Origin of the sequence: Lacihabitans soyangensis (genome assembly GCF_024343775.1) — a bacterium.
Taxonomy (GTDB): domain Bacteria; phylum Bacteroidota; class Bacteroidia; order Cytophagales; family Spirosomataceae; genus Leadbetterella; species Leadbetterella soyangensis.
In genome coordinates this window covers 26027-46765 of sequence record NZ_RJUF01000003.1, presented here as the reverse complement: position 1 = coordinate 46765, position 20739 = coordinate 26027, and the positions used below count along the sequence as shown (strand labels likewise).

Below are 20739 nucleotides of genomic sequence, written 5' to 3'. Positions count from 1 at the left end.
GTGATATTTCGAGGAAATAATCAGACAAAAATGAAAAACAGAATTTAGGAAAAAGTTTGAACTTGTTACGAAGAACGTTTCACCCAACTTTTCATAGTCAAATAATCAATAAAATAGATCACTTTCAGAGAAATATTGTTGTTTTGGTCAGAGTTCATGCTGTTTCTGAGGTTTTCTCCATAGGAAATAAGCGAAGCATTGTCATTTGTAAATGCCGCATCTTTCCATACAACATTCAGGAAACTACCCGGAGCAAACTGCCAAGTATAAACCATGTCGATATTGAAATAGTTGACATTTCGGTTATAATTTCCTGTTACAGATGATCTTTCACTCAGCAAGCCATTATCCCCAAGATTAAAATAGGACTTGTTCGTAACACGGCTATTGTAATGGCGGGTTCTGAAAGTCAGACCCATTTTGTTTGTAAAGTTATATTTCAAGAAAAGTATATTTTCGAAGGTTTTAACATCACGTTTGGCAAAAATGACATTGCCGTTTTCATTTCCAGAGAAACCCACACCGTTTTTTCTTGGTAGAATTCCTATTTGGTGGTTTACCGAAAACTTGGTGTTGAATCGGTAAGTTTGGTTTATAGATGCATCGTAGGCAAAAAGGTCGTAGAAGTTGAAGTATTTCCTCATAAATATTTCTCCATTTAGATAATATTTCTTGGCAGAGTTTCCTTCTACAAAAATACCTACCAAGCCGCTATTTCCTCTTTCAAAATACTTTCCCTCTACCCTAGGCTCGTAAAAATCATTTTGTTTTGGCATAAAATCGTTTATCAGACCTATCCAAACCAGTTTTTTGGTTTGGGTAACGATGCTTGTCTGTATTCTGGAGTTTTGATATTTGGTAGCTATCTGGCCGATTGGCGAGAAAAGCGTACTATAGGTCAAATTAAGATTGTATTGTAGCCGATTGTAGAATTTCTTCGGAGTGGTGTATCTATAACCTACATATCCTCTGTGGGTTATGAAGTTGTTGTTTGTAAAATACCCAAGGTCGTTGTTATTAAATTTGGTATCAGTAAGTTCCTGATTGTATTGCCAATTGAACCTCCCGCTGGATTTGCCCAGTCCGAAGGCATGAGAATATCCGAGTTTGTTTTTATCCACAAACCGTTGGTGGCTGAGGGCTGTTTTGCCTGAAACAAAATACGTATTTTTCTTGTCAAAAATGCTAAACATGGCTGAGCTCACATTGGCGTCATAGGCTTGACCTGTTCGGGTAACGTTGGCATTGAGAAATGTCACACTAGAGTTGTTTTTCAAGGTTTGGTCTAGAACCACTAAGCTATAATTGGTGGCTGGATCTGTCTCGTATTCTCTTATTTCGCCTGTTTCCTTGTTTCTTATTTGTGCATGTTGGCTTTTGGTAATGGCGTTCAGAATACCAATTCCAAGGCCAGACTTCGTCCTTCCTGATATTTTGGAAGCATTTATGAGTTTTGATTCGGTCGGATTGTTTATAACTTCTTCGTTTTCTTTCAGATTGTTGTATACTTCGTTTTGGTTGATAGGCGAACCACCAATACGTCTCGAATAGAAGAAATCGCCTTTGTTGAAAAGCTCTGTGCCTTCGGTAAAGAAATTTCGGTATTCGTTAAATTTTACTTCGAAGGGAGTTAGGTTCAATACCCTATTGTCACTTTGTACTTGGCCGAAATCTGGGATTAAGGTGGCATCCAATGTAAATGCTTGACTGATACCCAGTTTGAGGTCCAAACCGCCAGAATATTGATTACTCCAACTTTTAACCTTAGGGTCTGTACTCGGGAAATGATTCTCATAAACCGAGAAATAGGGGAAAAGCTGCAATCGAAGTGGAGGTTTAATGTCCGTAATTCCTGTCCAAAGGCCTTCTTGGGTCAAAAATCCATTGACGTTCATATCCACAGGGTTCCAGGTGTACTGTTGCTCTGTTTTTCTCCGTCTTCTGGTAATATTTATACCCCAAGTTTGCACTTTATCCTTGCTAAATCTGATGGCAGAGTAGGGGAGAAACATCTCGAAAGCCCAGCCAGATTTGTCCAAAATCACTTTACTTTTCCATACAGCATTCCATGCAAAGTCTTCTCCGCCGTTGTTAGAATTTTGAACTGATGACATTTTGGAGTCCCATTGTTCACCCAATGGAGTTAGGAAATACTCAAAGGCATTGAGTTTGTCGTTATAAGTGTCGAAAATTATTCCTATGTAGTCATTTGTACCAAATCCATCACGACCTGTAAGCTCCCTCGAAACACTATCGATGTTGTTTTCATGGCAAATTCCACCAAAATATATGCCTTCGTCGTCATACATCAGGTAGGCTTCTGTTTGATTTCCCTCGGCTTCTTTTCTGCCAAAAGTTGGCCTAAACTCTATCAATTCATCAAATTTTGCAGCGTCCTTCCAGGCAGCCTCGTCAATTTTACCATCAATGACAACCCTTTGAGTGGTACGTTTGGCTGGAATGTTTTTAACAGTGGTTTGGGCAAAGACAGAACCGCCTACACAGAGTAGAATGATAAATAGCTTTTTCAAAATGTAATGACTTTTAGAGTAATAGCTCGCAAATGTAGCAAGCTGGGCTTTTTCAATTTTTTAAAAAAGGTTAAACGGTTGATGGTTTAGCTTTTTTTAACTTTTTTGAAAGATGGGTAGATACATCGAATAGTTGCATTCAATTGTCGAAAAAAGGTAATAATATTGACATATTTATTATAAATTAGTGTTTTAATTACCTTTAAGCCTTTTTTTAGAGCATTAAAGTATTGGAATCATAGAAAATTAGGAATGAATAATATTACGATAAAAGATATTGCGAGAAAATTTAAGTGTTCGCCCTCAACGGTTTCTAGAGCCTTGAATGATCACTCAAATATCAATGTTGATACCAGAGAAACTATTCAAGAATATGCCCAAAAAATGGGCTATCAAAAGAATTCTATTTCCTTAAGCCTACTCAATAAATCTACAAAAACCATAGGTGTGTTGGTTCCGTCCATTAATCACTCTCATGAGGCACAGATGATTCAAGGAATCCAATCGGTTTTTGATAGTCTGGGCTACATGCTTATTTTCTGTGTAACCAACGAACTACACAGCCTTGAGCAAGAGCACATTAAAAGACTGCTGTCCAACAGAGTAGACGCTATATTGGTATCAATTTCTCAAGAGACAGCCAACCTCAGGGATTTTTCGCATTTCGATATGGTGAATAAAAGAAAAACGCCTTTGGTTTTTATCGATCGGGATATTGTGGAAAATTACGGCAGTAGTGTGGTTATTGACGACTACAAAGGGGCCTATCTAGCCACTAAACATTTGATAGAAAAAGGCTCTCGGAGAATAGCACATTTGGCTGGGCCAGAAGGGCTTTTGGTCTCAAAGCTCCGCCTAGAAGGATATCTGGATTGCCTAAAAAACCACGAAATTTCGCCAAATACTGACTGGATAAAACATGTAGAGTTTAACATAGAGAGTGCGATTGAGCCCACAAAAAGCTGGTTTGAGTCCGAACTAAGACCAGATGCCATCTTTGGTGTTAACGATTATGTGTGTTATGGTGCTGTAAATGTACTTATGGAAATGAACATAAGAATACCGGAAGAGGTGTCTATTGTAGGTTTTGACAATTGCCCCATCTCGCCCTATTTTTTCCCTAAACTCACCACCATCGATCGCAAAAGTTTTGAAATCGGTAGGTTGGCTGCTCAACAATCATTAGAAATGCTATCGAAAGACGACTTTGTACCAGAAAAAAGCATCCTTAGTCCCTATCTTATTATTCGAGACTCTACACAACTATCCTAGAATAATGATATTATTACTACAAGAAAAAATACTTATTTGACCTGCCTTAGAGTTATTAAAATTTCTTAAAAACCTTCTTTTCTATTGATTTAATGATGTTTTCATGAAATTTCGATTTGTGAAAACGAATTCAAACGTTTGCACTAAAAATTTGTATTGTACAATTTTTGGGTAAAAAAGTTATATTCTATAATTGCATCGAAACAAATAAATCGTTTTTTATGCAAAAAAATTACCTTAAATTGAAATTGCTCTTTTGTTTGGTGTTTCTGGCGTGTACATCTTTTGGTGTATTTGCCCAAAATACAATAAAAGTAGCGGGAATCGTAAGCTCTACAAGCGGGGAAAAGCTCCCTGGTGTTTCCGTAACAGTAAAGTCTTCATCAACTGGAACTTTGACTGATCCAAACGGGAAGTTTAGTATTGATGCAGGTCCTAATGCGTCTTTGGTTTTTAGCTATATTGGCTTTGAAGCCCAAACCGTAGAGGTCAATGGCCGCACCCAAATATCTGTAACCTTGAAAGAATCAAACACATCCCTTGAAGAGATAGTTGTCGTGGGATATGGTCAGCAGACTAGGAAATCTTTGACCAGTTCGATTTCTACCGTGGCGGCAAAGGATTTGAACCGAGGTGCTATTGCTGATCCTACTCAGTTGCTTCAAGGTAAGGTGGCCGGACTAAACATTACTCGTTCAGGAGATCCAAATGGACGTCCATCTATTGTTTTGAGAGGTGCATCCACACTTCGTGAAGGCGAAGCATCTCAACCACTTTTTGTTATCGATGGCGTAGTTGGAGCTGATTTGGCCACTGTTGCACCTGATGACATCATGTCCATGGATGTATTGAAAGACGCTGCCGCAACCTCAATTTATGGTTCACGTGCCGCAAACGGTGTAATTATTATCACAACCAACAGACCAAAAGACGGTCAAAGTTTTGCAAGCTATAAGGCTTATGTTGCTTCTGAATCAGTTTCTAATACTATTAAAATGATGTCAGGAGACCAAATGAGAAGCTATTTGACCAAAAACGGGAAATCTTTAGGGCCAGATGATGACATGGGCGTTAACACAAACTGGCAAGACGTAGTTAGTCAGACAGGCTTTTCTCAAAACCACAATGTTTCTTTTGGTGGCGGCACAAAATCTACAAACTACAATGCAAGTATCAATTATTTTGACCAAAACGGAATTATAAAAGGTAGCGGATTAGACAGGCTAATTGGCAGAATATCAATAGAGCAATATGCTCTAAAGGATAAACTGAGAATGGGCTTAACCCTCGCATCTACTCAGTCGAATTCAAGCCTAGTGCCATTCCAAGACGTGGTTTTAATAAACAGACTTAGATACTTACCTACAGTGGCACCGTTTAATGAAGACGGCACGTATTACGAAAACTTGGCTCGGTCAAATTATTTCAATCCATTGGGTATAATTGACAACGCCAAAGTAAAGTCAAATTCAAAAACTTCATTGGCTAACTTCAAGGCAACGCTAAAACTACCTGCTGGTTTTTCTTATGATGTTTCGGCAACTATCCAAAACAATCAAACTAACGGCTCGGAATTTTATAATGACTATTATACTAGAAATTATAACAACATTGCGTTTACCACAAACTACACAGTCATTGGTGGTAGAAATGGATTGGCCGTAAGAAATACTTATGAAAACAAGAACACTTTATTTGAGAATTATTTGACATACAACAAAACCTTCGGTAAGCATAATATTAATGCTATTGCGGGTTACTCTTGGCAACAAACACTCAACGGAGATGGTTTTCAAGCAAACAATACAAACTTTCCTACCAATGATACACAGGCCAATTTTCTTGGTTTAGGAAATTCACAAGCGGTTAGTGGTTTTGTGGTTGATTATGGCGGTAATAATTACTCGAAACTTCGATTGATCTCAGATTATGCCAGACTTAACTATAGCTACGAGGGTAAATATTTCGTTCAAAGTTCATTGCGTAGAGATGGATCTTCAGCTTTTGGTGCAAATAACCGTTGGGGCTATTTCCCTTCAGTTTCTGCTGCTTGGGGTATCGATGGCGAAGATTTCATGAAAAATCAAAATGTTTTCTCTGAGTTAAAGCTAAGAGTGAGCTACGGACAAACGGGTAATTCACTTGGTTTTAATCCTTTGGTATCATTACTAAGATATGGAAACGTTGGAACATTTTTAGTAAATGGTGTTACACTATCGGCTATTGGCGTAGTACAAAATCCAAACCCTGACCTCAGATGGGAAAAGACCGCCATGTCGAACATAGGTCTTGATTTTGGAATTTTAAAAAGTAAGGTAACTGGTACCTTGGATCTTTACAATAAACGTACAACGGATCTAATTTGGACCTACGATGTTGATCCATCTGTGTATTTGTTCCGTCAATTAACGGCAAATGCTGGAGAAATGAGCAATAAAGGCGTGGAGTTAACCTTGAATTATACACCTGTAAAAGCCAAAAACTTTACTTGGAATACCTCAGTTAACCTTGCTCACAACAGAAACTTATTGGTATCGCTCAAAGGAGAAGGTTTACAAGCAGATAGTTTACTCATGGCTGCCCCTAACGGTGGAGGCCAAACGGGTTCTACTGTGCAGATATTGTTGAGTGGCCAGCCTGTTGGTCAGTTCTTCACGTTTCAGCACGCCGGAAGAAACGAAGCTGGGGTTTCTCAATTTACAAGCTCAAAAGGTGGCACAACACTGGTACCGTTAAACAAAAACGACTATTTCTTGGCCGGAAATGCCCAGCCAAAGTTGTTGTTAGGATGGAATAATAATCTGACCTATAAGCAATTTGACTTGAATTTCTTCTTTAGATCGGTACTCGGCAACAAAATCATGAACACCGTTAGAGCGGACTTTAACAGACCACAAGAGGCTGGTTCATACAACGTTTTAGTAGAAACAGCTGACGAACCAATAGGTGATTTTAATGCATTTAGATATTCTGATAGATACATTGAGAGTGGAAGTTTCTTAAGACTTGACAACGCCACCTTTGGTTATACTATCAATACCAAGAAAGATTATATCAAAAACTTGAGATTATATCTTTCTGGAAACAATATTTTCATTTTAACAAAATATACGGGAATTGACCCAGAAGTAAATATGGGCGGACTAACGCCTGGAGTGGATTGGACAAGATTTGGTAATGGATTTTATCCAAAAACTCGAACATTTATGTTTGGTTTAAATGCTAATTTCTGATTTATTAAAGTTTAAAGTTTTTAAAAAATGAAAAAAATAAAATTTATATTAACAAGCTTTGTGGCAGTATTTTTTCTGTCTTGTCACGACCTTGAGGTGCCCGTTGAGAACGCTCTCACCTCTTCAAATTTTCCAATAAGGACAGAACACTTTATTCAGGCCTCAGGCCCAACTTATACCAACTTCAGAGGGTCTATAGCATTGTCATATTGGTTTCTGCAATCGCTAAGTACTGATGAGTCAATATTGCCAGCAAGAGGAGGTAACTGGTACGACGGTGCAAGATACTTTCAGCTACATCAGCACAATTGGAATCCTGACAATGGCCAAATTGATGGTACATGGAACTGGATAACTGGTACTATTACTACAATAAATCAAAATATTGCGGTAGTAGAAACAGCCCCTGAATCTCCTGCCAAGTTACAAGGTCTGGCCGAGTTAAAGGCTATGAGAGCTATTGCATATTGGATAATGCTTGATTTATGGGGCAATGTGCCACTCTTGACAAAGTTTGGAGTCACAGAAAAACCTTCAACAACGCCCAGAAAAGACATCTATGCATTTATTGAAAAAGAGGTATTGGAAGCTATTCCGAACCTTAGTGGGGATGTAAACGCTGCTACTTATGGTAGACCAACCAAGTTTGTGGGATATGCTTTGCTGGCAAAACTTTACATTAATTCTGAAGTATATATAGGGCAAAAAAGATATGATGATGTGGTGAAAATGTGTGACATTATAATTGGATCTAAAAAATTCGCCTTGGAATCAAACTTTGCGAAAGTATTTGACATAGACAATGGTCCTCAGATCAAAGAAACCATTTTTGCTGTTCCTTTTGATAACATTGCTGGTGGTCAATTCTTAGCTCGTTATTATCTGCACAGAGCCATGCGAGCCAAGTATGAAATACCGTTTACGCCATCTGGTGCCATTAATGTTCAAGAAGAGTTTTTGGTTAATTTTAATGAAGAAGACGACGTTAGAACCAAAATGTTGCTAAAAGGAAAGCAATATTTGAACAACGGAGCACCAATAATTATAAAAACAACAAAAAGAGGCTTTGATCAAGATTATAAAGAAGCAGATGCTTCAGCTGCAATTGACTACCATTTGGAGTTAGTTCCGAAGCTCGAATACAGAAATTTGGCTGCTTTTGATCTTGGAAATGACGAGAAAGCATGGGCACAAGGATACAGATACGCCAAGTTTTTCCCTGACAAAACTTCCACAACTCGTAACCAAGGTAACGATTTTCCTTTCTTTAGATACTCAGATGTTTTGTTGATGAAAGCCGAGGCTATTATGAGAGGTGCTGCTGCTACCAATGGAGATACACCTTTGGCTATGGTAAATACGCTAAGAAAAATACGAAATGCTAGTGAATTGAAAGAACTGAATCTTGATATAATGCTAGCAGAAAGAGGCCGTGAGTTTTGCAACGAAAACTGGAGACGAAACGACTTGATTCGTTTCGGAAAGTTTGAAGGCAAGTGGGGATTAAAAACGGATGCAGATCCTAATAAGAGATTGTACCCGATTCCAAGAAGTATCTTGAATATCAATCCAAAACTTACACAAAACCCTGGATATTAATAGTTTCATAAACCGAGTTTTAAGTTAAACTCGGTTTACATTTATAATTTATTACAATGAATACAAACTTTTCAGAAAAAGAGCTAAATCCATTGGGAAATCTTGATGAATGGGAAGACGATGTAATTTCTAGATACCCTGAGCCAGGGACAAAACAAAAAGAAGATTACCGCAATTACGTAGATTCTGATAGAGTAGCTACTGTTAAAAGATTTTATGAGCTTAATCACACCTACCAAACGTATGATTTTGTGGTAGAAAAAGAAAGAGAATTCTTAAAATTTGACAAACGCCAAATGAGTATTTGGGATGCTGTTGATTTCCTAAATACTTTGGTGGACGATAGCGACCCCGACACAGACTTGGATCAGTTTCAGCATCTTTTGCAAACTTCCGAAGCCATTCGCCAAGATGGTCATCCTGACTGGTTTGTGCTTACGGGCTTCATGCACGACTTGGGCAAGGTACTTTGTCTCTTCGGCGAACCGCAGTGGGCTGTGGTGGGTGACACCTTCCCGGTTGGCTGCAAACACTCAGACAAAATCGTTTACTCGGAGTATTTCGAAGCTAACCCAGACAGCAAAGACCCTCGTTACAACACCAAATATGGCGTTTATGAGCCAAACTGCGGATTAGATAAGGTAAAAATGAGCTGGGGACACGATGAGTACATTTACCAAATCATGAAAAATTATATTCCTGAGGAGGGTTTATATATGTTGCGTTACCATTCGTTTTATCCACAACATCGTGAAAATGCCTATGATCATTTGATGAGTAAGCATGACCACGAGATGTTTAAATGGGTGGATAAGTTTAACCCTTACGATTTGTACTCTAAGGTACCAGTGCCACCAGATGCCAAGACTTTGAGGCCTTACTACGAGGATCTTGTGGCTAAATACTTACCAAATGTCTTGAACTTCTAGGTTAATAATAGGTTGAATATTAAAGGGCTGCATTTTGTGCAGCCTTTTTTTAACCCAAAAAGCTCAATAGACAATCTGGCGAAATAATACCGATAGGTCGGCCCCGTTTGAAAATAGCTATGAAGATCATCGAAAAACCTATCGAGATAGGTTTACAGAGGGTCGGAAATAGATATAAAGCAACGGGGGTCGCCTTCGACTTTTATTGCAGCCGATTTTCTAATGAGTTTTTTGGGTTTACGAAATTTTCAAAGTATGTACAAAAGGCGTTCGGCCTGTAATGTAAACATGCATGCCGTTTGAACGCAATGAACCAAAATGGGTGCTGTACATTTCGCCTTCCATGTTGTTGACGGTCTGATGAGCAAACTCTCCCGGCCCAAATATGATTTTGTTCCCTTCAAACTCGTAAGACGCTTCTTTATCCTTGATAGAAAAATTCTCTTCGCTGCCCGCTATCGACTCACAACCCATTAGTTTTCCTCCTTTTGTAAAAGTCAGTTCTATCACTACCGGTACGCCATTGGTTCCCCTTACATCAAAATTCAGTACTTTTTCACCATTTATTTCTTCAAAAACCACCTTGTATTCTAGAACACTGATGTTGCTTTTAGGGCGATTTTTAAAATCCATTTTGTTCCAAAACCGGCGGTCTGTACTTTGGCTAAGTTCGTAATCGCCATTGGCTTTCTTGTATTTATCGGGCAAAGGTTGATAATAAGGAGCCTCTATTTTCTGGTATAAATGATACTGATTTCCTACTTTTTTTATGCCTTCACTCCTAAAAAAACCGGTACTGAAAAAGCTCGAAGACATTCTGATGTGCTTCAAGACGGCTTTTCCTTTTTGCATACCAAAAAAACTTGGGTTTGTAGATCTGCCTGACCCAATAATTATCGGCTGGTCGGTTCCGCCAAATAGCGTGAATGTTTCCTCCCCTTTGCGGCCACGCAACATGTTTATTCCCGCATAGAACTTCTGAAAATCTGTTGGAAGCGGTTTTGTAGGATATTTTTTAGCCAGAATATCGTCTTCCAAAAACAGATAAAGCAAATCTTTCGAGATAGTTGGGTCAAAACCTGGCATATTTTCAATAAATGCTGCCACACTTCCCATAAATCCATCATTAAATTTATTGGCCATAAACCTATATTGCGGATAAAATAGCAGAATATTCCAATTCAAATAAGCGTCTTGTCGGCGAGACGGGAAAGTGACCAAATTGCCGTTGGGTTCCATACATTCATACACCCAGTGGAGATTTCTTTCTACCATTTTTAGGAGTTCGGGCCTGTTGGTGCAAGTAGCCACGGTTATCATCGAACGGTCAATCACCTCGGCGTAAGTCATGCTTCTTTCGAGATAAATTCCGTCTTTGTCACAAAAAACACCTTCTGAGAGCCATTCAGTTATGCGTTTGGTATATTTTGGGTTGGGGTAGAGGTGATTTATTTTGGCCAAAGCGGCACAAACTACCCAGCGGTGATTGGGCGTATGCACACCTCCAACAGCCAATCCTGCACCCGCTTTTTCTATTATTTTTTTAATCAAAAGACTCACCTCTTGGCATTTAGTATTTCCTTTGAGGATATTTCCAGCAGCACAAATAGGCTCAATTATAAAGGCAGTATCTGGCGGAGAAGACAAATTTCCGAAGTCCAGCGTTCCGTCGGCCTTTTGTTGGGATATTATAAATTCCGAAATGACTTTCATGCTGCTTATGAGTTCTTCTTTCTCATAGTAATTTGAGGTTTTTTCAGAAAAACCAGCTGCAAGATTGGCCAAATCAAAACCCAGACTTCGTTTAAGAGTTTTTAAGCCCGTTTGCGTAGCCTTTAATATTTCCGAAACCGCCTTATTGTTGGCCTCAACAATTTTTTGCCAGTCATAATTGGCTTCGTTTTGAGCAAATAAATTATTAAATTTTAAAGCCAAAGCAGCGGCCGAAACACTTTTTATAAATTGAGAACGATTCATTTTTTGGTAAATATGTATTTTTTATAATTTCTTAAGAATGAGATTTATTTCACGATTTCCGTTCTGTAAACCACTTTTCCTTGGTGATTGATGGCTTGCACATTCATGGATTTGGGACCAATCGAAAACGTCATAAAGCCATATTCAGCCAATGCCAATTTTGATATCGGTAAGGTGCCTATTTCAGTCACTTCAGAGCCGGAGCCGGATACAAAATAATGCGTTTTTCCCTCCGGAAGCAGATGCTGCAAGTCGTGGTCGTGGCCGCAGAGATAGGCATCTACTTGGTATTTGTCCAAAATTCCTTTCAGTGAATGTCTTACCGCTCGGGTGTCATGGCTTTCTCTACGCTTTAAGGTGGCGGTGTAAAGTGGATGATGGCCCACCACTATTTTCCATTTGATATTCGGAGATTTGTTGTCCAAGGTTTTTTCGAGCCAAATTTTCTGAGCAGTGCTGTCTTGACTGACCACATTTGGCCCATAAGTTTTGTTTTTATAAAAATCGGGAATGAGCGGGTTGGTGTCTATAAAAGCGATGAGCACTTGGTTGGTGGTATCGCCGTTTATAGCAAAAGTCTCGCTGAAATACCTCGCTGGCATCCGCCATCTTCTGCTAATTTTGGAATATGCCACTTGTGCGTCTGGATTTCCAATATAGTCATGGTTGCCTAGAACCGAATACCACTCCCAATGTAAAGCAAATTGCTTATAAACATCTTCATATGAGGTTTTCCATTGCGGATCCTCAACACTGGCTACTCCGTGCGGATAAAAATTGTCACCAGTAGAAATGATAAAATTTCGGTTGATTTTATCTGCCACTTTGGCCATTTGGTTGGCTACGGGAGTTTGGTGATCTTCCCCGAACCGTCCCCAATCGCCCACAACCAAAAAGTTGAGAGTTCCAGGAAAAACCCGAACGACGGAGTCTGGTTTTGGCGTATTTTGTGCAAAAATAAACCCCTGAAAAAGTACCAAAATCAAAGAAAATACGAGGGTAAATCGAGTTGATAATTTTGGTTGAAGAAACGAACTGAAAATATTCGGCATAAGTATGATTTTAACGTAAAAATACGAAAATCATAGCTACAGTATTATGCTAATTTCGCCCGAAAATAGTAGTTATTTGATGCGAAAAAGACATTCGAAACTTTGGTTTTTTAAAGGCTGTAAAAAAAACAAAAAACTAGCCTCCAATGGTAGTCATACTTTCTGAAATAGCGTCTTTTCGACCAGCCTCGGCTTCGAAACCGTCTTTGGCTCTGTGTAAAATTGACGCCTGAAGTTTTTCTTTGATTTCTTGGTTACTAAGTCCAGCCCTGAGCATGTCTCGGAGGTTCATTTCGCTGTCGGCATAGAGACAAGTTTTAAAATCTCCCGTGGGTGTGATGCGGAGGCGGTTGCATGTGCCACAGAATGTGCGACTGAAAGCTGCAATTACGCCAATTGTTCCCTCAAAACCTTCAATTTTATAATTGTAAGAAGTGGAATTGGCTTCGTCAGAAATTTTATAAAGTGTTGTATGTTTGGCCTTTATGGTTTCTATGATTTTTTTGTAAGACATAAAATACTCAGGCTTTTCGCCTTCACCATTAAATGGCATTTCTTCTATAAATCTTATACCAACTGGATGGTTTTTGGCCAAATCTACCAAACCAAAAATATCCTCCTCATTCTTACCCGCCATCATCACCGAGTTGATTTTCAGCGGAATATCGTTTTCCAGAATAGCATCAAAAGTCTTCAAAACATTCGGTAGTTCGTCACGACGGGTCATTTCAAAAAACCGCTTTCTGTCTAGCGAATCCAAACTGAGATTGATAGAAGAAATACCCAATTGCTTGAGTTCTGGCACATAAGGAGCGGTAAGAACACCGTTGGTGGTCAGGTTGATTTTTTGGATGCCCTCAATCTCGGAGATTTTCCAAAGAAAAGCCATCAGTTCTTTACGGACAAAAGGCTCACCACCCGTAATTCTGACTTTAGAAATGCCCATTTCGGCCAAAAGGCCAATCAATCGCAACATTTCCTCAAAACTCAAAAGGTGAGTTTTTGGCAAAAAATCAATGCCCTCATGCGGCATACAATAGAAACAACGGAGATTACATCGGTCGGTCACTGCCAATCGAAGATAGTTTATCGGACGTCCGTGGTTGTCTATGAGCAAAATTCTAAGCGTTTTTTATTTGAACAGTTATTTTTGGGAAAAGATTGCGTTCTGCATGATTCCAATTTAAATAGAGAAGTGGGATTTTCCAAATCGACCATACAAAAATTAAAAGTACTGTAAGAATTAATACCGACATTCTGCGATTTGAAAAATCGCATTACATAAAACGTTACTTAAATAGCCCTTCCGCCTGCACAACAGCCTCAGGTTTCCCAACATCCAATACAAAGTCGTTGCTGTGGTCGTAGCCTATTATTTTGTTGTCGGCACAGAGGTCGAGGTAGAGGTCTATCATGCCGAACTTGCCTGTGAGGTTTATTTTGTCAAAAATGGAATTGGATATCACATGTATGCCGCTGAAGGCCATTGGCGAGGGTTCGGTAGAGCCTTGTTTTTGTTGGGCAGGTAATTTTATCTCTTCAGTTTTTATGTTTTTCCAACCCACCATTTCATGTTTTTGGTTGAAAAGCAAATAGCGGCTAGTTTCACGGTTGGCCACGGCCAAAGTAGCAAGTGCTTGGTTTTCTTGGTGTTGAATTAGTAAGTTGTTTAAATCCAAATCGGTCAAAATATCGCAATTCATCAGTACGAATGTCTCGCAACCTTCCAAAAGACTTTTGGCTTTCAATAGCCCGCCTCCGGTTTCCAGAACCATGTCCGTTTCGTCACTGATGCTGATTTTGCTACCCCAACCTTTGTTGGTTTCTATGGCTTCAATGATTTGGTCAGCAAAATGATGCACATTTACCACGATATCAGTAATCCCAAATTTCTGTAGGTATTCCACATTGCGTTGGAGCAAAGACTTACCATTCACCACCGCCAATGCCTTTGGGTGGTGGTCTGTCCAAGGTTTCAGGCGAGTGCCGAGACCTGCAGCTAATATAAATCCAGCGATTTTTTTTGACATAAATTGTTTTTTATAACCACATCGTTCACATAGCTTTCCTTCGAGAATATTTTTCACACAGACATATTGATTTTTGATACTCTGTGCCTATGTGTCATTTCCTATGATAACTGTGTGTTTAAAATTTCAATAAACGTAAACTAATCTTTCCAACTTTCTAACTTTCCAACTAAAATTAATACTTCACCTCCCTAATACCCTGCTCCACATGCTCCAGCTCCACTTTTACTTTATATTTGTTGCGGAGGTGGCGGGCGGTTTGCTCGGCTGCGAACACGCTGCGGTGTTGGCCGCCAGTGCAGCCAAAATTTATGGCCAAGCTATCAAAACCACGAGCAATATAGTCTTCTACCGAAATGTCAATGATATTATAAACATTGTTCATGAAATCAGGCATTTTGGTTTGTTGCTCCAAGAAATCAATCACTTCTTTTTCACGGCCAGTGATTTTTTTATAAGGTTCAAATCTGCCTGGGTTCAAAATCCCTCTGCAATCAAATGCAAAACCGCCTCCATTGCCGCTTTCGTCTTTCGGTATTCCGCTCTTTTTGTAGCTAAAGCTTTTTACTTTTACTACCAATGGCGTGTTTTCGTCGGCTTTTTGTGGTTCAAAACGCTTGATGATTTCCGTATTGGTAATTTGTGCCAAAATATCGTCTAAAGTAGGCACAATTAATCCTACTTTTCGGTTGGCCAAAAACCACTTGAGGTTCCGTAAAGCCAATGGAATGCTCGAAAGGAAATGAGCTTTTCGTTCAAAAAGTCCCCTAAAACCATAAGCTCCCAGCACTTGCAACATCCGAATAACTACATAACCATTGTACTGACTTACGAAAACTTCTTTTTGCACAGGTGCGGGCAAAAGTTCGTTAATGACCGTAATGTAATATTCCAAAAGCTCGTTTTTCCATTCTTCACTGAGGTCTGCTTTGGCTTGCCAAAGAAGTGAGGCCACGTCGTATTGCAATGCTCCACGCATACCGCCTTGGTAGTCAATGAAGCCCACTTTTCCATCCTTCACGATGATGTTTCGGCTCTGAAAGTCTCTGAACATAAACATCTTGTACTCGGTTTTGGTTAGATAAGTGGCCAAAGCATCGAAATCTTCCAAGAGCTGTTGTTTGTCGTAAGGTATTTTTAAGGTATCTACAAAGTAATATTTGAAGTAAAGCAAATCGCTCATGATGGCCTGTTTGCCAAATTCTTTTGCAGTGAGGGCAACATCAAAATTGAGATCTTTTGCTCCCAAAATCTGCATTCTGGCCAATTCTCGAAGACTCTTTTTGTACAAGTCAAAAACCTCAGTTGTGAAACCTTTTGCTTCGAGATTATTAAGCAAAGATTCCTTGCCTAAATCCTCCAGAATATAAATTTTTCGTTCGGTATCAATCGCCAAAATTTCAGGAAGTGGAACATCAATAGCCTTGAAATGATGGGTATAGTAGAAGAAAGTTTCGTTTTCTTTGATGTTTTCGTTGTAACAACCGATGTACGATTTTGCTGCGGTATAAAATCTAAAATACCGTCTATCTCCACCACTGAGCGGAATGATTTCGGTATTGGTGATGGGTTCCGCGATTGCGGTCTCAAAAAATTCTTGAACGATTTCTGCTAAAGGCTTCATTTTTTCGGATTAAGCCACAAAGATATTGGAAAACTGTGCGGTGTGCAATTGAGAATTTGTCTGTCTGCGAAGAAATGTTAATATGGAGACCCTTGAAAAGAGAGATTTTGAAAAAATGGAAGAACTTAAATCAAATCTGATTTTTTGTTCATAAATTGAAAACTCAATTCAACTATTTAACCAAGATGAAAAAAATTAGCTTTGTTCTTTTACTCTCGCTTGTAAGCCTTTCGGGCTTTTCGCAGAAAAAACTTTATACCTATCCACTTGGTGTACAGGCCTATACGTTCCGCAATCATTTCCCTAAAGGTGTAGAACAAACCTTGGATATTATCCAGAAAATGGGTTTTACAGAGCTAGAAGGTGGCCCACAAAAGGGTCAAACCGCAGCAGAATTCAAGAAAATGTGCAACGACCGCGGCATTAGTATTCCTTCTACCGGTTGTAGTTTTGAAGAGCTACAAAAAGACCCACAAGCGGTGGCCGACAAAGCCAAAGCCTTGGGTGCCAAATATGTCATGTGTGCTTGGATACCACACAAAGGCAATGATTTTACGCTAGAAGACACCAAAAAAGCGGTGGAGGTGTTCAATGCTGGAGGCAAAGTTTTGGCCGAAAACGGCATTACATTCTGTTATCACGACCACGGGTATGAGTTTCGCCCGCACGATAAAGGCACTTACATGGATTACATCATCCAAAACACAGACCCCAAATATGTTTCTTTTGAGATGGACGTACTTTGGACCATTCACGGAGGAGGAGTTGCTTCGCCCCAAGAATTGCTGAAAAGATACGGCAACCGCTGGAAACTGATGCACGTAAAAGACCTCAGAAAAGGTGTAGTAGGTGATAAATCGGGTCATGAACCGGCAGAAAACGACGTAGTTTTAGGCACCGGTCAGGCAGATTGGAAGAAGATTTTCAAACTTTCGAAAAAAGCGGGTATACAACACTATTTCATTGAAGACGAAAGCAATAAAGAGCTCGAGAATGTACCTAAAAGCATAGAATACTTAAAAAGCCTTTGATGGTTTGCTAATAAATTGTTCGGAAAGTATATCAACTTTGAAACTCCCCGATTTCTAGTTTTCTAGAATTTGGGGAGTTTTTTTTATTTAGCAAAAACAGATTTTAACCCAAAAAACTCAATAGACATTGTGGCGAAATAGAATTTGACAAAATAGCTACGACGAGTATCGAAAAACCTATCGAGATAGGTTTGCAGAGGCTCGGAAATAGGTATGAAGCCAAATTTTATTGTAGCCGATTTTCTAATGAGTTATTTGGGTTTAGATTCCCAAAATTTTTTTGATATCGCCTTCAATTTCCTCTGGAGTGGTGGTTGGTGCATATCTTTTGAAAGGCTTACCCTGTGGATTCACCAAAAACTTTGTAAAATTCCACTTGATGGCACTACCCAAAGTGCCGCCCAATTTATCTTTTAAAAATTTGAATATCGGATCGGTAGATTTGCCATTAACATCCACTTTTTCAGTGAGCTGGAATGTTACTCCGTGATTTATTCTACAGGCTTCCTCTACGGTTTTATTCGATTCAGGTTCTTGATTCAAGAATTGATTACAAGGGAATCCCAGTACTACAAGGCCATCTTTACCATAGGTTTCATGCAGTTTTTCAAGTCCATCAAACTGAGGTGCCAATCCACATTTGGTAGCGGTATTTACTATCAAAACAGCTTTGTCTTTAAACTCCGTCATTTTTATTATCTTACCAGAAGGTGTTTTGGTCTTTAAGTCGTAAAAATCCATATTTTGTTTCTTTCTATTAGAATGTTGATGATGTCCAAGTTCAAACCGCCTGTCGATTCTTATTGTTCAAATTGAATTGTTCAATTAGGGACCAAATTCTTTTTCAATTTACCAGTGGCAACCCTTTTGATTTCTGAAAACCCATTGATTTTTGGGATTCTAAAGGGTTTTTTGTTTTGAAAAGTGTATCAAAAGGTATAAGAGTTAGTCCTAATTTGGTTTTCAATTGTTTAATTCCACAATAAGCACGAAAAGTGACAAAATTTCACCACTATATGTCCCTATTGTGGTAGTCTTTGAGCTTCATGAAAGTTAGTTTTGTCTAAAATCTCGTTTTAATTGCAGATTTGGAACTAATATTAGATTTTTCAGAGTAAACATCAACCTCAATTTTACGTTTTTAAGGCATGTATAAATTCAATTCAAAGCAGTTAACGTACTCGTTAATCACGCTTATTCTTATAGTTTTCTCATTTTTGGGCTTTAAAAAAATCGAGATGTTCGAGCCCAATATTTCATTGGACGACTATACCATCGAGGAAGGTTTTGATTTGAAAGTAATCGCTTCTGAAAACTACATCAAAGCACCTGTGGCCATGGATTTTGATAATAAAGGTCGCATGTGGGTAGTAGAAATGACGGGATATATGCCCAATCTAGAAGGAATAGGAGAGGAAGAACCGACAGGTAAAATAAAAATACTAGAAGACCTCGACAAAGATGGCGTTATTGACCGTTCAAAAGTGTTTTTGGATAAACTCGTTCTTCCTCGTGCTTTGGCCTTTATTTATGGTGGTTTAATGTATGTAGATGGCCCCAAGCTGTGGTTTGTTGAAATAAAAAATGACCAACCGGGCAAAAAGACCCTCGTTGACCCTATTTACGCCGAAGGTGGAAACGTGGAGCATGCATCAAATGGTCTGATGATGAACATCGACAACTGGATTTACAATGCCGATTATAATTTCAGATATCGTCTTCAAAATGGAAAATGGTTGAAAGAACCTACTTCAATGAGAGGTCAATGGGGTATCACCAAAGACAATTTTGGCCGATTGTATTTTAATAACAACAGCACGCATCTCCAAGGCGACTTCGTGCTGCCCAACAGGGTAATTAAAAACAAATATTTCAGACCTAAGGCTGCCGAGAATCAGATGTTGACCGACAATAAGGTTTTTCCCATTCACGCTACTTCGGTTAATAGAGGCTATGTGAAAAATGTCTTAGACGAAAACGGATTTCTCAAAGAAGTTACGGCTTCGTGTGGGCCAGTGATTTATAGAGGGTCTTCATTTCCAGCTTCTTATAATCAAAACGCCTTTGTTTGTGTTCCTGAAGCTAACCTGATCACCCGTAGTATTTTGGATGTAAAAACTACCAGCATTAAAGGTACCAGAGCTATTCCAGGCAAAGAGTTCATTTCTTCTAAAGATGAGGGTTTTCGGCCAGTAAACCTCTTTAATGGACCAGATGGAGCCATGTACATTGTAGATATGCACCGAGGGATTATTCAGCACAAAGCATATATTTCGCAATATTTAACTGAACTGTTGGCCAAAAAACAGTTGGATACGCTTCAAAATGCCGGAAGAATTTTAAAAGTAACCCATAAGAATGCCAAAGCTTATGAGATTCCTGATTTTACCAAAACAACAAGTAAAGATTTGGTAAATCTTTTAAGTCACCCCAACGGGTGGATTAGAGACCGTGCCCAGCAGTTGTTGATTCTGAGGAAAGATTTAACCATTGTGAAGGATTTAAAAACTCTGACGCTTGCTAGCAACGAATATTCCACCGAGATTCATGCGTTGTATGTTCTTGAAGGACTCAATGCTCTCACATTTGGTTTTCTGGAGGAAACTGCCAAGAAGTCTAAACAACCCGAAACCGTAGCCCATGCTCTGGGTCTTCTCGAAAAGTATGCTATTACGGCCAATGTTCCGAAATTCAAGCAATTGGTAGTTTTATTGCAAGCTCAAAACAATGAAACGATAGACCTTTATTTGGCCAGCTCTTTGGGTTCTTGGATCAAAATATCAGAAAACAATTTCTTGCCAATTCTTTCAGAAATAGAAAAGAAATATTCAACAGATAAAGTATTTCAAGACGCCTTAACAAGTAGCTTGGAGGGTAAAGAGACCGTTTTTATGGATAAAATGACTCCGAATGAGTTGTTGAAAACCAATTTGAACTTAGCCATAACAAACAAACAAAAGAAAGAGCCCAATCCGATATTTGTAAAAGTAAAAAATGAGGTGGACGGCCGCACGAAAGGTTTACAATTGTTCAGGTCCATTTGTGCCACTTGTCATGGAGCCGATGGAAAAGGAATTGAAAACTTAGCCCCTCCCTTGAAAGGATCAGAGTACATTGACGGCTCTACAAAACGCTTGGCGGCCATTATTCTGCATGGTATTGGAGGCCCAATGAGTGTAGGGGGGAAGCGTTATGAGCTGAATAACGAAATGCCCGCGTTGCTCAACAACAGTTCTATTAGTGACCAAGACATTGTAGATATCATAGGTTTTACACAAAATGCTTACGCCAAAGAGCCAAAGAGAATAACTGTGGCCGACGTAAAGAAGATGAGGTCTAAAAAACCGGAGGGCAGCGGGGTTTTTAACGAAAAATTATTGTTAGAAACTGATTTCGAAAAATAGTTTTAAGCTCTCATAATAAAGATACCAAGGCACGAAAAACAATAGCTCTGGTTTTAG

Annotated in this window: 13 protein-coding genes; 6 read left to right on the top strand and 7 right to left on the bottom strand. The window is 39.1% G+C overall.

Annotated elements, in window-relative coordinates; all coding sequences use genetic code 11:
• Positions 1–65 precede the first annotated feature (65 nt).
• A complete protein-coding gene (locus EGI31_RS02220) occupies positions 66–2531 on the bottom strand; it encodes a DUF5916 domain-containing protein (RefSeq protein ID WP_255035500.1) in 2466 nt (821 codons plus the stop codon).
• Between the two features lie 252 nt (positions 2532–2783).
• Between EGI31_RS02220 and EGI31_RS02215 the strand changes: the two genes are divergently transcribed.
• The 4 genes from EGI31_RS02215 to EGI31_RS02200 all read left to right on the top strand — a co-directional run bounded on the left by EGI31_RS02215 (position 2784) and on the right by EGI31_RS02200 (position 9564).
• A complete protein-coding gene (locus tag EGI31_RS02215; protein ID WP_255035499.1) occupies positions 2784–3803 on the top strand; it encodes a LacI family DNA-binding transcriptional regulator in 1020 nt (339 codons plus the stop codon).
• Between the two features lie 242 nt (positions 3804–4045).
• Positions 4046–7036 (top strand): SusC/RagA family TonB-linked outer membrane protein, encoded by a 2991-nt coding sequence (locus EGI31_RS02210; RefSeq protein ID WP_255035498.1) that lies wholly within the window; start codon positions 4046–4048, stop codon positions 7034–7036.
• 27 nt (positions 7037–7063) lie between these two features.
• The gene (locus tag EGI31_RS02205; protein ID WP_255035497.1) at positions 7064–8635 is read left to right on the top strand and encodes a RagB/SusD family nutrient uptake outer membrane protein; all 1572 of its coding nucleotides are present in this window, start codon (positions 7064–7066) and stop codon (positions 8633–8635) included.
• A 56-nt stretch (positions 8636–8691) separates the two neighbouring features.
• Entirely contained in the window at positions 8692–9564 is an 873-nt protein-coding gene (locus EGI31_RS02200) for an inositol oxygenase family protein (RefSeq protein ID WP_255035496.1), read from the top strand.
• A 237-nt stretch (positions 9565–9801) separates the two neighbouring features.
• Here EGI31_RS02200 and EGI31_RS02195 read toward each other — a convergent pair whose 3' ends face one another.
• From EGI31_RS02195 to EGI31_RS02175, 5 genes are all read right to left on the bottom strand, one after another.
• Entirely contained in the window at positions 9802–11541 is a 1740-nt protein-coding gene (locus EGI31_RS02195; protein ID WP_255035495.1) for a hypothetical protein, read from the bottom strand.
• Between the two features lie 44 nt (positions 11542–11585).
• A complete protein-coding gene (locus EGI31_RS02190; protein ID WP_255035494.1) occupies positions 11586–12593 on the bottom strand; it encodes a purple acid phosphatase family protein in 1008 nt (335 codons plus the stop codon).
• Positions 12594–12729: 136 nt separating this feature from the next.
• A complete protein-coding gene (gene moaA, locus EGI31_RS02185) occupies positions 12730–13710 on the bottom strand; it encodes a GTP 3',8-cyclase MoaA (protein ID WP_255035493.1) in 981 nt (326 codons plus the stop codon).
• A gap of 172 nt (positions 13711–13882) precedes the next feature.
• Positions 13883–14623, bottom strand: coding sequence for a nucleotidyltransferase family protein (locus EGI31_RS02180; RefSeq protein ID WP_255035492.1), 741 nt, complete (start codon positions 14621–14623; stop codon positions 13883–13885).
• 175 nt (positions 14624–14798) lie between these two features.
• Positions 14799–16247, bottom strand: a complete 1449-nt coding sequence (locus EGI31_RS02175) for a RapZ C-terminal domain-containing protein (protein ID WP_255035491.1) — start codon at positions 16245–16247, stop codon at positions 14799–14801.
• A gap of 185 nt (positions 16248–16432) precedes the next feature.
• Here EGI31_RS02175 and EGI31_RS02170 point away from each other — a divergent pair, with 185 nt between their 5' ends.
• Positions 16433–17278 (top strand): sugar phosphate isomerase/epimerase family protein, encoded by an 846-nt coding sequence (locus EGI31_RS02170; RefSeq protein ID WP_255035490.1) that lies wholly within the window; start codon positions 16433–16435, stop codon positions 17276–17278.
• A 261-nt stretch (positions 17279–17539) separates the two neighbouring features.
• On the opposite strand, the gene EGI31_RS02165 is transcribed toward EGI31_RS02170, so the two are convergent.
• A complete protein-coding gene (locus EGI31_RS02165) occupies positions 17540–18019 on the bottom strand; it encodes a glutathione peroxidase (protein WP_255035489.1) in 480 nt (159 codons plus the stop codon).
• 497 nt (positions 18020–18516) lie between these two features.
• Here EGI31_RS02165 and EGI31_RS02160 point away from each other — a divergent pair, with 497 nt between their 5' ends.
• Entirely contained in the window at positions 18517–20682 is a 2166-nt protein-coding gene (locus EGI31_RS02160; RefSeq protein WP_255035488.1) for a DUF7133 domain-containing protein, read from the top strand.
• The last annotated feature ends 57 nt before the right edge of the window (positions 20683–20739 follow it).

Bases quoted from the DNA above. Each gene is read 5' to 3' on its own strand.
- EGI31_RS02215 (WP_255035499.1), top strand. From the start codon at position 2,784: ATGAATAATATTACGATAAAAGATATTGCGAGAAAATTTAAGTGTTCG.
- EGI31_RS02205 (WP_255035497.1), top strand. From the start codon at position 7,064: ATGAAAAAAATAAAATTTATATTAACAAGCTTTGTGGCAGTATTTTTT.
- EGI31_RS02200 (WP_255035496.1), top strand. From the start codon at position 8,692: ATGAATACAAACTTTTCAGAAAAAGAGCTAAATCCATTGGGAAATCTT.
- EGI31_RS02195 (WP_255035495.1), bottom strand. From the start codon at position 11,541: ATGAATCGTTCTCAATTTATAAAAAGTGTTTCGGCCGCTGCTTTGGCT.
- EGI31_RS02190 (WP_255035494.1), bottom strand. From the start codon at position 12,593: ATGCCGAATATTTTCAGTTCGTTTCTTCAACCAAAATTATCAACTCGA.
- EGI31_RS02180 (WP_255035492.1), bottom strand. From the start codon at position 14,623: ATGTCAAAAAAAATCGCTGGATTTATATTAGCTGCAGGTCTCGGCACT.
- EGI31_RS02175 (WP_255035491.1), bottom strand. From the start codon at position 16,247: ATGAAGCCTTTAGCAGAAATCGTTCAAGAATTTTTTGAGACCGCAATC.
- EGI31_RS02170 (WP_255035490.1), top strand. From the start codon at position 16,433: ATGAAAAAAATTAGCTTTGTTCTTTTACTCTCGCTTGTAAGCCTTTCG.
- EGI31_RS02165 (WP_255035489.1), bottom strand. From the start codon at position 18,019: ATGGATTTTTACGACTTAAAGACCAAAACACCTTCTGGTAAGATAATA.
- EGI31_RS02160 (WP_255035488.1), top strand. From the start codon at position 18,517: ATGTTCGAGCCCAATATTTCATTGGACGACTATACCATCGAGGAAGGT.